Source organism: Aminobacter sp. GW821-FHT11F06, assembly GCF_058808215.1.
Genome location: NZ_JBXARL010000002.1, coordinates 421620 through 434120, shown reverse-complemented (window position 1 = coordinate 434120; position 12501 = coordinate 421620). Strand labels below are relative to the sequence as shown.

Annotated in this window: 12 protein-coding genes; 8 read left to right on the top strand and 4 right to left on the bottom strand. The window is 62.2% G+C overall.

Annotated elements, in window-relative coordinates:
- The 6 genes from AC1RTB_RS06575 to AC1RTB_RS06550 all read left to right on the top strand — a co-directional run.
- Positions 1 to 323 (top strand): hypothetical protein (locus AC1RTB_RS06575; RefSeq protein ID WP_492943799.1); only part of this gene is annotated, 323 nt, incomplete at its 5' end.
- 297 nt (positions 324 to 620) lie between these two features.
- Positions 621 to 1292, top strand: coding sequence for an amino acid ABC transporter permease (locus AC1RTB_RS06570; RefSeq protein ID WP_492875846.1), 672 nt, complete (start codon positions 621 to 623; stop codon positions 1290 to 1292).
- Positions 1292 to 1963: an amino acid ABC transporter permease gene (locus AC1RTB_RS06565; protein ID WP_492875844.1), complete on the top strand. Its 672-nt coding sequence runs from the start codon at positions 1292 to 1294 to the stop codon at positions 1961 to 1963. Before AC1RTB_RS06570 ends, AC1RTB_RS06565 begins: the two co-directional genes overlap by 1 nt.
- Positions 1963 to 2694: an amino acid ABC transporter ATP-binding protein gene (locus tag AC1RTB_RS06560; RefSeq protein ID WP_492875842.1), complete on the top strand. Its 732-nt coding sequence runs from the start codon at positions 1963 to 1965 to the stop codon at positions 2692 to 2694. The genes AC1RTB_RS06565 and AC1RTB_RS06560 overlap by 1 nt, the downstream gene beginning before the upstream one ends.
- A gap of 2 nt (positions 2695 to 2696) precedes the next feature.
- Positions 2697 to 3620 (top strand): glycosylasparaginase, encoded by a 924-nt coding sequence (locus AC1RTB_RS06555; protein ID WP_492875840.1) that lies wholly within the window; start codon positions 2697 to 2699, stop codon positions 3618 to 3620.
- 19 nt (positions 3621 to 3639) lie between these two features.
- Positions 3640 to 4437, top strand: coding sequence for a transporter substrate-binding domain-containing protein (locus tag AC1RTB_RS06550; RefSeq protein ID WP_492875838.1), 798 nt, complete (start codon positions 3640 to 3642; stop codon positions 4435 to 4437).
- Positions 4438 to 4622: 185 nt separating this feature from the next.
- Here AC1RTB_RS06550 and AC1RTB_RS06545 read toward each other — a convergent pair whose 3' ends face one another.
- Positions 4623 to 5621 carry a LacI family DNA-binding transcriptional regulator gene (locus tag AC1RTB_RS06545; RefSeq protein ID WP_492875836.1) on the bottom strand — a complete coding sequence of 333 codons (999 nt, stop codon included), beginning with the start codon at positions 5619 to 5621 and terminating at the stop codon, positions 4623 to 4625.
- Positions 5622 to 5699: 78 nt separating this feature from the next.
- Here AC1RTB_RS06545 and AC1RTB_RS06540 point away from each other — a divergent pair, with 78 nt between their 5' ends.
- Both AC1RTB_RS06540 and AC1RTB_RS06535 read left to right on the top strand, forming a co-directional pair.
- Entirely contained in the window at positions 5700 to 6614 is a 915-nt protein-coding gene (locus tag AC1RTB_RS06540; RefSeq protein ID WP_492875834.1) for an ROK family protein, read from the top strand.
- On the top strand, positions 6607 to 7329 hold the full coding sequence (locus AC1RTB_RS06535; protein WP_492875832.1) for a copper homeostasis protein CutC: 723 nt from the start codon (positions 6607 to 6609) through the stop codon (positions 7327 to 7329). Before AC1RTB_RS06540 ends, AC1RTB_RS06535 begins: the two co-directional genes overlap by 8 nt.
- Here the strand turns inward: AC1RTB_RS06535 and AC1RTB_RS06530 are convergent.
- The 3 genes from AC1RTB_RS06530 to AC1RTB_RS06520 are packed head-to-tail and all read right to left on the bottom strand — an operon-like array spanning position 7326 to position 12180.
- A complete protein-coding gene (locus AC1RTB_RS06530; RefSeq protein WP_492875830.1) occupies positions 7326 to 8882 on the bottom strand; it encodes a SpoVR family protein in 1557 nt (518 codons plus the stop codon). The genes AC1RTB_RS06535 and AC1RTB_RS06530 overlap by 4 nt on opposite strands.
- A 9-nt stretch (positions 8883 to 8891) precedes the next feature.
- Positions 8892 to 10208, bottom strand: coding sequence for a YeaH/YhbH family protein (locus AC1RTB_RS06525; protein WP_492875828.1), 1317 nt, complete (start codon positions 10206 to 10208; stop codon positions 8892 to 8894).
- 22 nt (positions 10209 to 10230) lie between these two features.
- Positions 10231 to 12180, bottom strand: a complete 1950-nt coding sequence (locus AC1RTB_RS06520) for a PrkA family serine protein kinase (protein WP_492875826.1) — start codon at positions 12178 to 12180, stop codon at positions 10231 to 10233.
- Positions 12181 to 12501 lie beyond the last annotated feature (321 nt).

The window sequence follows — 12501 nt, the reverse complement described above, 5'->3', positions numbered from 1 at the left end:
AAGGCGGTGGTGACCACAAGGGTGGTGGCAACGATCACCAGGGTGGCGGCGACAACAAGGGTGGCGGCAACGATCACCAAGGCGGTGGTGACCACAAGGGTGGTGGCAACGATCACCAGGGTGGCGGCGACAACAAGGGTGGCGGCAACGATCACCTAGGCGGTGGCGATCCCAAGGGCGGCGGCAACGATCACCAGGGTGGTGGCGACCACAAGGGTGGCGGCGACAACAAGGGTGGTGGCAACGATCACCAAGGTGGTGGCGACCACAAAGGTGGTGGTAGCGATCATGGCGGCGGTGACCACGGGCACAACGGCAAATAGCCAGCTGCCGCCGGCTAGGGATCAAGCAGCCTCGCCTGTTTGAGCCGGCAATATGAAAGTGAGCTTTGGGGGGAATGCTGGCCGGGCGTCCGGTCACCCGAGGCAAATCCAAGAGCTTCGGCGGACGCCCGGTCCCTCAGCTCTGTTCCAGATGGCTACGGAACCATCGTCATCAGCGGCTTGCTGTCAGGCAAAACGTCCCTTCTGAAAAACTGAAAACACAGCCCGCGCGGGCGTTGACATCGCCTTGGTCGTTTTGCAGAGTGAAACCGGTTTCACTTTTGGGAAATGTGCCGCTTGAAGTTCGACCTGTCGATCCTTGCGAAGCATATCCCCTTCCTGCTGGAGGGGGCTTGGCTGACGCTGCAGGCCTGCACGCTTGCCGTCATCGGCTCGCTTGTGCTCGGCCTGGCCGTTGGCGCTATGCGGACATCGGCCTCGCCGCTGCTCAACAGGCTGGCGGCGATCTATGTCGACATCTTCCGCAACATCCCCTTCATCGTGCAGCTGTTTTTCTTCTATTTCGGCCTGCCCGAGATCGGCATCTACATCGATGCCTTCACCACCGGCGTGGTTGCCCTGTCGGTCGCCGGCGGCGCCTTCACCTCCGATGTCATCCGCTCGGGCATCCTGGCCATCGACCCTGGTATCATCGAGGCAGCGCAGGTCAGCGGTCTCAGGAAAAGCACCATCTTCCGCCGGATCATTCTGCCGATCGCGCTCCGCGCCTCGGTGAGGCCGTTGGGTTCGGTCTTCATCAACCTGATTCTGACGTCGTCGATCCTGTCGACAATCACGCTTAACGAGCTGACCGGCTCGGCCAAGATCGTCGCCTCCAACACCTTCAGGCCGTTCGAGGTCTACTTCGTGCTGTTGGTCGCCTACGCCGCGCTGACCTATTCCGTCTCGATCCTCATCGGCATGCTCCACCGCTACCTCAACCGTCACCAGTCTGAGGGAGCGGTCTGATGCGCTACGGGGATTTCACGCCGTTCGACATTATCTTGCTCCTGCAGGGTCTTGGCGTGTCGGTGGCGCTGTTTGTCTCGACGACGCTGATCGGGCTCATCATCGGTTCGCTCTGGGCGGTGATCCGCTTCTATCGCGTGCCGGTGCTGATGCAACTCGTCACCTTTTTTGCCGAACTGCTCAAGAACTCGCCAGTGCTGGTGCAGCTGTTTTTGGTGTTCTTCGGCCTGCCTGCCTTCCTCAAGATCAACGTCACGCCGACCGAAGCCGCCGTCATCACTTTGTCCGGCAACAGTGCCGCCTTCATCTATGTCATTGCCGTCTCGGCGATCGAGTCGGTCGGGCGCGACCAGATCGAGGCCGCGCGCGTCTTTGGCCTGACGCGTTGGCAGACCCTGCGCCGGGTGATCGCACCGCAAGCTGCCGCCTTCGCCATCGGCCCGCTCACCGGCCTCCTTGTCAACCAGCTGCAGGTCACCTCGCTGATCTCGGTGATCGGCGTCATGGACCTGACCAAGGTCGGCAACATACTCAACCTGCGCACGCTCAAGCCGTTCATCGTCTGGACCGCCGTCGGCGCGCTCTACTACCTGACCGCAAAGCTGGTCGCCTACGCCGGAGGCCGCTTCGAAAAGCGACTCAGGGCGCACACGGCATGGAGAGGTCTCTGATGATCAGCGTATCGGGCCTGCGCAAATCCTTCGGCGCGGCGACAGTGCTCAACGGCGTCGATCTCGAAATCCGCCAGGGCGAGGTCGTCTCGGTGCTGGGCTCCAGCGGTTCGGGCAAGTCGACGCTCATCCGCTGCATCAACGGCCTGGAGAAGATCGACGCAGGCAAGATCACTGTCGACGGCTTCGACGTTTCCAAGCCGCGCGAGCTTTCGGAAGCGCGCAAGCGCTCGGGCACCGTCTTCCAACTGTTCAACCTCTACCCGCACATGACCGCCGTGCAGAACGTCGCGCTTGCCCCGGTCGAAGTGCTCAAGGTGCCGCGCAAGCAGGCCGAGGCCGAGGCGCGCGAACTGCTGCAGTCGGTCGGGCTGACCGATCGCGCCGACGCCTATCCCTCCCAGCTCTCCGGCGGCCAGCGCCAGCGCGTCGGCATCTGCCGGGCGCTTGCGATGAAGCCGAGCTATCTCCTGCTCGACGAAGTGACGAGCGCGCTCGATCCCGAGATGACGTCTGAGGTGCTGTCGATCTTGGCGGCACTCGCCAAGACCGGCACCACCATGGTCTTCGTCACCCACGAGATCGAATTCGCGCGCTCCATTTCCTCGCGCATCGCCTTCCTCGACAAGGGTGTGCTTATCGCCGACCTGCCGACCGAAGAGTTCTTCTCCGCCAAGGGCATGGCCCTGCCGCGCGTGGCTCAATTTCTCTCCAAGATGCGTAAAGACTGAAAATGATCCTGCTTGCCAATTCCGAGGCCTGGCCCGGCTTCTCCAAAAGCGTCGAACTGCTGAAGGGCGGTAGCCATGGCCTGGACGCCATGGTCGCCGGCATCGGCGAGGTCGAGCGCGAAGTGAAAGTCCGCAGCGTCGGCTTCGGCGGCTGGCCCAACATGCTTGGGCGCATGGAGTTCGACGCCGGCGTCATGGACGGCACCACGCGTGAAGTCGGCTCGGTCGGCGCAGTTCCCGACACGATTCCTGTGGCGGCGCTCGCCCATGAAGTGATGAAGCGTCTGCCGCATGTCATGTTGACCGGCGACGGCGCCCGCCGCTTCGCCACCGAGATCGGCTTCCCTCACGACGAGACGCTGTATGAAGAGAGCAAGCGTGTCTGGTGGCAGCGGCTCGAACAGGAGCTGTCGCCTGAGGACCTGGCGAAATTCCCCGACATCGCGCTTGCCCCGCTCAGCCGCACCATCACCGATCCGGAGCGCGTTCGCGACACCACGGTGTTCCTGTCGCAGGACAGTCAGGGCGGGCTCAATGTCGTGACCTCGACCTCGGGCTGGGCGTGGAAATATCCCGGCCGTTTGGGCGACTCGCCCATCCCTGGCGCGGGTTTCTACGCCGACAGCCGCTTTGGTGCCGCCGCCTGCACCCATACAGGCGAGATGACCATGCGCTGCGGCACGGCGCGCACCATCGTGCTTGCCATGCGGCTGGGCTATTCGCTCGAAGCGGCCATTGCGCTTGCCATCGAGGAACTGCGCGAGCTGAAAAGCGGCTTCCTTGCCGGTGTCGTCATCCATGCGCTCGACGCCAAGGGCAACCACAAGGTCGTCAGCCTGAATTGCGAAGAGCAGATCAAATACTGGTTTTGGGACACCGACATGCCAGAGCCGGAACACCGCTTCGCCGAACCGTTCACATCCTAGAAACCCGAGGGAGGGAAAAATGAAGAACCTGATGACGAAACTCGCCGGCATGGCCCTGGCCGTGGGCCTTGCCGCCACCGGTGCTGCCCAGGCCGGCAAAATCGACGAGATCCGCGAGCGCGGCACCGTGCGCATCGGCGTGTCGCTCGGCGGCGAGCCGATCGGCTTCCGCGACGCCCAGAACAACCCGGTCGGCTATGACGTCGACGTCGCCACCATGCTGGCTGAAAAGCTCGGCGTGCCGGTCGAATTCGTCGACGTGTCGGGCGACGCCCGCATCTCGATGCTGGTGTCGGGCCAGATCGACATCGCGGTCGCCAACACCTCGGCGACGCTCGAGCGCGCCAAGTCGGTCGACTTCTCGATCCCCTACAACCGTGCGGGCCTGCGCATCATCGTCCAGAAGGACTCCGGCATCGCCAAGCTTGAGGACCTTGCCGGCAAGAAGATCGTCGTCGGCCGCGGCTCGACGGGCGAGACCTTCATCAAGAATGCGGCACCTCAGGCCGAGCTCGTCTACACCGACAACTTCTCGCCGGAAGGCGTGTTGCTGCTGCAGCAGAAGCGCGTCGACGCGGCCATCGAGGATTCCTCGCTGCTCGACTACCTCGCCACCAAGAACGAGAACCTGGTGACGCTGCCGGGCCTGCACTCCAACGACCCGATCGGCATCGCGGTCGCCAAGGGCGACGAGGGTTTCGTCCGCTGGATCGACATGTTCGTGTCCGACTACATCCAGAGCGGCGCCTACCAGACCAACTACAAGAAGTGGTGGGGCGAGACCGCCAACCCGCCGGCGCTGACCCCGCTTTGGTAATTGCGGGGGCGTTGAGCTGCCCCTCATCCCCTACCGGACCTTCTCCCCGTAAGAACGGGGAGAAGGAGGCTGGCCGCAGCACCAGCGCCAATGAAGACTGCCGCAACGCTGACGCCCCCTCTCCCCGTTCTTACGGGGAGAGGGTAAGGGTGAGGGGCTTGAAGAAAGCTCTCCTGCTATCCGTCCTATGACGTCGCGCGTGGCACGAAGAAGGTCGGCACAGTCACCTCTGCCTGCCCATCGCCGAACTGCTCGGGCGTCGCAAGGAAACGCAGGATCTCGCCGACATAGGTCTTCTTGTCGTAGCCGATCGAGGAGATCGGGTAGGCCTCGAAATCGGTCAGCGACAGATTGTCGAAGCCGTAGAGCCGGAAGCGCTCTGGCCTGTTGCCGGGAAAGGCATCGCGGTGAACATCCATGATACCCATCGCCATGGCATCGGACGTGCAGAACACCGCGTCAGTTCTAGGCCATTCCGGCGACTGCGCGACGCGGCGCCCGCTCTGGTAGGAGTAATCGCCGCGCAGTTCCGCAACCAGGCGGATGCCGCGCCGCGCCATCTCGGCCTTGTAGTTGGCGATGCGCGACCGCTCGACGGGAGAGGATACGCGCCCGGTCACGAGCGCCGCTGTCGCAATGCCCTTGCTGGCGGCGTCGGCGACAGCCTCGGCGATGCCGATCGCCTCGTTGGGCACCACTGAGGGGGATGTGCCGTCATGCATGCCATTGAGCATCAAAACGTCGTCGCTGCGGAACATTTTCCGCACGCTTTCGGCGTCGGCGAAGTCGGAAAACACCAGTGCCGCATCGACATGATAGGCGACGCCATTGCGCAGGAATTCCTCGATCCGCTCGACCGAGCCGACACGCAAGAAGATGACCTGCTTGCCGATCGACTGTATGTCGCTGATCAGAAGGTCGAACAGGTCGAGGTCGGAAAAATCATGGATGTGGTTGACGATCACCGCGATCAGGTTGACCGTCTTGGTGGTCAGGCTGCGGGCCAGAAGATTGGGCTTGAAGCCGAGCTTGTCTGCTGCTTCAAGCACTCGCGCGCGCTTGTCGGCGGAAACAGGACGGCTTTCGCTCGACAGCGCCCGCGAGGCGATCGCACGCGACACGCCGGCCAGCTCCGCGACATCGGCGATGGTCGGCTGGGTGCGTCGTTTGCGCGAACTGTCCATAAGGGCCTTTGCGAGTCTTGAAATTCGGGCGCTGTGGCCAGACGTCCCGCGGCAATCATCTATTCGGGAACTGATTTCATGCTTACCTGCTTCGACATTGGCGGTTCAACGATAAAAAGCGCCCGTGCCCGCTCGGCCGGCGAAATCGAGATCATCGACAGGGTAACAACGCCGCTTGATGATTTTGCCGCCTTCGCTGCCGTCATCGCCGAGCGTGTCGCGCTCGACCGCGGCCGCACCAAGGGCGTTTCGATTTCGATCGCAGGCGTAGTCGATCCCGCGTCCGGCAGCCTGAAATGCGTCAATATCCCCTGCATCGACGGCCGCATCATTGCCGCCGATCTCGAAGCTGAAATCGGCCTGCCGGTGTGGATCGCCAACGATGCCGATTGTTTCGCCATGGCCGAGGCAACGAGCGGGGCAGGGCGCGGCCATCGCAACGTGTTCGGCATCATCCTGGGCACCGGCGTCGGTGGCGGCCTTGTCATCGATGGGCATGTCGTCAGGGGTGCTGGCGGTTATGCCGGCGAATGGGGCCATGGCCAGGCGCTTGCTACAAGAGTTGGCAAGCCGCCGGTCGATGTTCCGCATTTTGCCTGCGCCTGCGGCCAGGCCGGCTGCGTCGACACCATTGGCGGTGCGCGCGGCATGGAGAAGCTGCACCATTTGCTGTGCGGCGAGGTGCTGTCGAGCACCGAGATCATCGACCGCTGGCGCCAAGGCGAAGCCCGCGCATGCAGGACCATGGACATCTATCTCGAACTTGTCGGCGTGCCGCTGGCGCTGACGCTCAACATCATTGGCTCATCCGTCGTTCCGGTCGGTGGCGGCCTGTCCAACGTGCCTGAACTGATTGCCGCCCTCGACAACGAGGTGCGCGGCCGTACGCTCCGGCGTTCACAAAGCCCGCTGCTGGTCAAGGCGGCCTTGACCACCGAGCCCGGCCTCATCGGCGCCGCTGCCCTAGGTTGCCAGGAGTTGACCCATGCCTGAGATCTTGCTCGAAGTCTGCGTCGACAGCCCGCAAAGCCTGGCCGCAGCGATCGAAGGTGGTGCCGACCGCATCGAACTTTGCGCGGCACTTGAAACCGGCGGCCTCACGCCATCGTCCGGCCTGATGGCGCTTGCCGCCAAGGCGCCGATCCCGGTCTATGCGATGATCCGCACGCGGCCCGGGGACTTCGTCTTCGACGATGCCGATATGATGGCTCTGCTCGCCGATATCGATGCGGTGCGCGCGGCGGGACTGGAAGGTGTCGTGCTCGGCGCCAACAGGCCGGACGGCACGCTGGATCGTGACTTGCTTTCGCGCCTGTCAGCCCACGCAAAGGGGCTCGGCAAGACGCTTCACCGCGCTTTCGACCTTGCCGGCCCGGATTTTGCGGCGGCTGTCGAACTGGCCGTCGAACTCGGCTTTGAGCGCATCCTGACGTCAGGTGGCGAGACGTCCGCACTGAAGGGCCTCGACAGGCTGGCGGAATGTTTCGAGCAGGCGCGTGGTCGCATCGCGATCATGCCAGGGTCGGGCGTCAATCTCGACACGCTTGGCGCGATCCAGGCACGGCTGCCTTTGCGTGAGATTCATTCATCCTGTTCGGCTGCCGCCGATGCGACGAATCTGAAAGCGCTGCAACTCGGCTTTGTCGCGCCACGGCCCAAGCACACCGATGCCGACATCGTCAGGAAAATGAAGGCCGCACTCGGTTAAGCCTTCTCGGCCAGTTCCTTCGACGAGAATTCGTACAGCGTCTTGTCGGTCGTGTCGTCGACGCCGACCAGGCTGACCTCGTGGCCCCAGAGGCGCTGGATGTAGCGCACCGTTTCGTTGCGTGTCTCTTCCTGCAATGTCGCGCCATGGTGCACGGTGTGCTTGATGCGCAGCTTGCGGTCGCCCTTGAGGTCGGCGTCGACCGCCTGGATATCGGGCTGGATCACCCCGACGTCGTAATTGTCGGCGAGCCGCGAGCGCACCCGCTCATAGCCGCGCTCGTCGTGGATCGCCGTCACCTCGTAATACGGGTCGGAGGCTTCTTCCTGCAGCGAAAACAGGCGCATGTCGCGGATCAGCGCCGGGCTCAGGAACTGCCGGATGAAGGACTCGTCGCGGTGGGTTGCCCATGCGTCGAGCAGCGTGCCGCACCAGTCGCCATTGCCGGCGAAATCGGGGAACCAGTCGCGGTCTTCGGCCGTCGGTTCCGTGCAGATACGCTGGATGTCGCGCATCATGTTGAAGCCGAGTGTGTAGGGGTTGATGCCGCTATAGCGTGGGTCGTCGAAGCTGGGCTGGAACACCACGTTGGAGTGGTTCTGCAGCACTTCCAGCATCGTGCCTTCGCTGATCTTGCCCTTGTCGAACAGCCTGTTCATGATCGTGTAGTGGACGAAGGTGGCGCAGCCCTCGTTCATCACCTTGGTCTGCCGCTGCGGGTAGAAATATTGCGCAATGACGCGCACGATCCGCAGGATCTCCCTTTGCCAAGCCTTGAGCACGGGGCTGTATTTCTCCAGGAAATACAGCAGATTTTCCTCCGGATATTCGATGGCTGATTGCCGTTCCGCAATGTCGGTCTCGGCCTCGCGCGGCACTCCGGCCTCGGCCGATTGAGGCAAGGTCCGCCACAAGTCGCTGAAGGTGCGTTCCTCATGTTCGAGCCGTTCGCGGATGCGCGCCTGTTCGCGTTCGACCGAAAGGCGCGGCCGTCGGCGATAGCGGAACACCGCCTGCGGCATCAGCGCGTGCGCGGCATCGAGCACGGCCTCCACGGCGGCGGGGCCATACCTCTCCTCGCAGCGCGCGATGTAGCTCTTGGCGAACTCCATATAGGCGAGGATGGCGCCTGCATCGGTCCATTGCTGGAACAGATAGTTGTTCTTGAAGAAGTGGTTGTGGCCGAACGAGGCGTGCGCGATCACCAGCGTCTGCAACGCCATGGTGTTTTCTTCCATGAGATAGGTGATGCAGGGGTTGGAGTTGATCACCAGCTCGTAGGCGAGCCCCATGCGCCCTTTGCGATAGAGGTTCGACTCATGGACGAAATGTTTGCCGAAGGACCAGTGCTGGTACATCAATGGCATGCCGATCGATGAATAGGCATCAAGCATCTGCTCGGACGAAATCACCTCGATCTGGTTGGGGTAGAAAGAGAGGCGAAGCTCGTCGACGGCGATCTCCTTGATCGCGTCATAGGCGCGCGCGAGGTCATCGAAGTTCCAGTCGGAACTCGTAAACAGCAGCGACGATGTTTTCGAACGCTTTTCCACCTTGCACCCTCAACCGCGTTTTGCTGGCGCCGGCGCCTTGGCGAACAGCTCATGAAAGACGGGATAGATGTCGGATGGCTTGGCGATGCGCGTCATCTCGAAGTTCGGCCAGGCGGCACTCACCTCGCGATAGGCATTCCATAGTGACGTGCCGTTGTCGGCATGGCGGAACATCTCGCTTTCGCGCTCGTCGATGATCTCGACATAGGCGTAGTACTGGCACAGCCGCATCAGCGTGTTGTCGAGTATCGACACGCAGCGCTCGGAATCGTTGGGGATGTTGTCGCCGTCCGAAGCCTGTGCCGCGTAGATGTTCCAGTCCTTGGCGGGATAGCGCTCGCGGATGACGCGCAGCATTTCGTCGAGTGCGGTGGAAACGACAGTGCCGCCGCTTTGGGTGCTGTAGAAGAACGTGTCCTCGTCGACCTCCGAAGCCTCATGGGTATGGCGGATGAAGACGATATCGGTCTTTTCGTAGCGCCGCTTGAGAAACAGGTGCAGCAGCACGAAGAAGCGCTTGGCGAGGTCCTTCTCGCGCTCGCCCATCGAGCCTGAAACGTCCATCAGGCAAAACATCACCGCATTGGCATTAGGCACCGGCTGCGGTTCGAAACGGTTGAAGCGGATGTCGATGGGATCGATATAGGGGATCAGCTTGCGGCGGCGTGCGAGCGTCGCGTGTTCTTCACGCAGCGCTGCGATGCGTTGCTGAGTGGCGGCACTTGGCCGCCTTTCACCCTCCAGCTTGAGGAGCTCGGCTGCGATGGCGTCGATCTCGGATTGTTTCGGCCTTCTCAGCGCGATGCGCCGGCCGAAGCTGTTGAACATGGTGCGTCCGACGCTGATGCTGGTCGGGTTGCCGCTCATGGTGTAGCCGGCCCGGCGTGGCCGGAATGTCACCACTTCCTTGAGGTTGAGCTTCACCAGGTCGGGCAGCTCGAGATCCTCGAAGAACAGGTCGAGCACTTCCTCGCGTGACAGCGCGAACTGGAAATCGTCCTCGCCATCGCCCGACGATGACGGGTCCGAACCCTTGCCGCTTCCCGCCGCTGGCCTTGGGATGCGGTCGCCGGTGCCAAACGTCTTGTTGCCGGGAAGGACCTCCTCCCGGCGGCCCGAATGCGGTGCGCGTTGAAAGGTCGGCTCGCCGATGCCTTTGCGGGGGATGGGGATGATCTGGTCCTGGTCCGCAGTCCCGATCTTGCCGGACTTGATCCGCTCGTTGATCGCCCGTTTCAACTCTTCGCGGGCGCGCCTCAAAAAACGCTGCCTGTTGCCAAGGCTCTTGTCCTTGGGATTGAGGCGCCGATCGATGAAGTTCGGCATGTGGGTCCCCGTTCGCTCCCGCTCAGCCAGCCTTGTTGACCCGCATGTACCAATCGACAAGCCGCCGGACCTGGCGCTGCGTGTAGCCGCGCTCGGTCATGCGCTCGACGAATTCGGCATGCTGCTTTTCGGTGGTGCTGTCGCGCTTGGCACCGAAGCTGATCACCGGCAGCAGGTCCTCGACCTGGCCGAACATCCGCTTTTCGATCACCTCGCGCAGCTTCTCGTAACTCGTCCACGATGGGTTGCGGCCACTGTTCTTGGCGCGCGCCCTCAGCGTGAACTTCACCACCTCGTTGCGGAAGTCCTTGGGGTTGGCGATGCCAGCGGGCTTCTCGATCTGCGACAGCTCGGAGTCGAGGATGCCGCGGTTGAGGATCTGGCCGGTGTCGGGGTCCTTGTAGTCCTGGTCCTCGATCCAGGCGTCGGCATAGGCGATGTAGCGGTCGAACAGGTTCTGGCCGTATTCGCTGTAGGATTCGAGATAGGCCTTCTGGATCTCGTGGCCGATGAACTCGGCATAGCGGGTCGCAATCTCCGATTTGATGAAGTCGAGATAGGAGGCTTCGATCTCGCCCGGGAACTGCTCGCGCTTGATCGCCTGTTCGAGCACATACATCAGGTGCACGGGGTCGGCGGCGATCTCCTTGGTGTCGTAGTTGAACGTCTCCGACAGCACCTTGAAGGCAAAACGCGTGCTGACGCCGTTCATGCCTTCATCGACGCCGGCGGCGTCGCGATATTCCTGCATCGACTTGGCCTTGGGGTCGACGTCCTTGAGGTTCTCGCCGTCATAGACGCGCATCTTGGTGTAGAGCGGCGAGTTCTCGTGTTCGGCCAGCCGTGTCGACACGGTGAAGCGGCTCAATATGTCGAGCACCTCGGGCGCGCATGGATTGCTCACCAGCTCGCTTTCGCGCAGCAGCTTTTCGTAGATCTGCCGTTCTTCGGTGACGCGCAGGCAATAGGGCACCTTGACCACCAGGATGCGGTCGAGGAATGCCTCGTTGTTCCTGTTGCTCTTGAACTGCAGCCATTCCGACTCGTTGGAATGCGCAAGCACGATGCCCTGGTAGGGGAAAGCGCCGAAGCTTTCGGTGCCGTTATAATTGCTCTCCTGGGTCGCGGTGAGCAGCGGGTGCAGCACCTTGATCGGCGCCTTGAACATCTCGACGAATTCGAGAAGCCCTTGCGTCGTGCGGTTCAAACCGCCGCTGTAGGAATAGGCGTCGGGGTCGGACTGGCTGAAATGTTCAAGCTTGCGGATGTCGACCTTGCCGACAAGCGCCGACACGTCCTGGTTGTTTTCGTCGCCGGGTTCGGTCTTGGCGATGCAAATCTGGCGCAGCCGCGACGGCATCAATTTGACGACGGAGAACTTCGCAACATCGCCGCCGATTTCTTCGAGCCGCTTGGCAGCCCAGGGCGAAATCAGGCCGGTGAGCCGGCGCCGGGCAATGCCATATTTGTCTTCGAGAAGGTCGGCCATGCGTTCGGGATGGAACAGGCCGAGGGGTGATTCGAAAATCGGGCTGACCTGGCCGTTGATCTTGAGCGTGTAGATCGGCCGCTCTTCCATCAGCTTCTTCAGCCGCTCGGCGAGCGACGACTTGCCGCCGCCGACGGGGCCGAGCAGATAGAGGATCTGCTTGCGCTCTTCGAGCCCTTGCGCGGCATAACGGAAGTAGCCGACGATACGCTCGATCGTGTCTTCCATGCCGTAGAACTCGGCAAATGCCGGATATATCTTGATTGTTCGGTTGGCGAAGATGCGCCCGAGGCGGGCGTCGGCGCTGGTATCGACCAGCGCTGGGGCGCCAATGGCGTCCACCATTCGCTCTGCTGCAGTCGCGTACATCGCTGGCTGGTCGCGGCAAGCGAGCAGATATTGCTGGAGGCTCATCTCCTCGGTGGTCTGACTGCCGTAGATTTCCGAGAAGAGATTGAAGACGTCGGATTCACGTGTTTGCATGGCACCCTCACAATGCCGAAGTCAGTAAGGAGTGTATCACCACTTCGACTCTTTGCCTTCACCTCAACTTCCCTGAACAGCCAAAGTTCCGCACAGAATGTCGTGATCGTACATTTACTGTGAACGCGTGGATCGACAGCTCCATGCGTGCGTCGGCCGGCTGTCGCCAGCGGTCGTTTTCACGCGCGCCTTGCATCAACCTTCGGCTGTATTCTCGGCGACGGCGTCTCGCCGGCATCGGTCTGTGCGAATTGCGGATGCTGCGCTTTGCGCATCAGCTAAATCCGCCTTGCGGGACGCAGGGACATTCTCTGGGACATG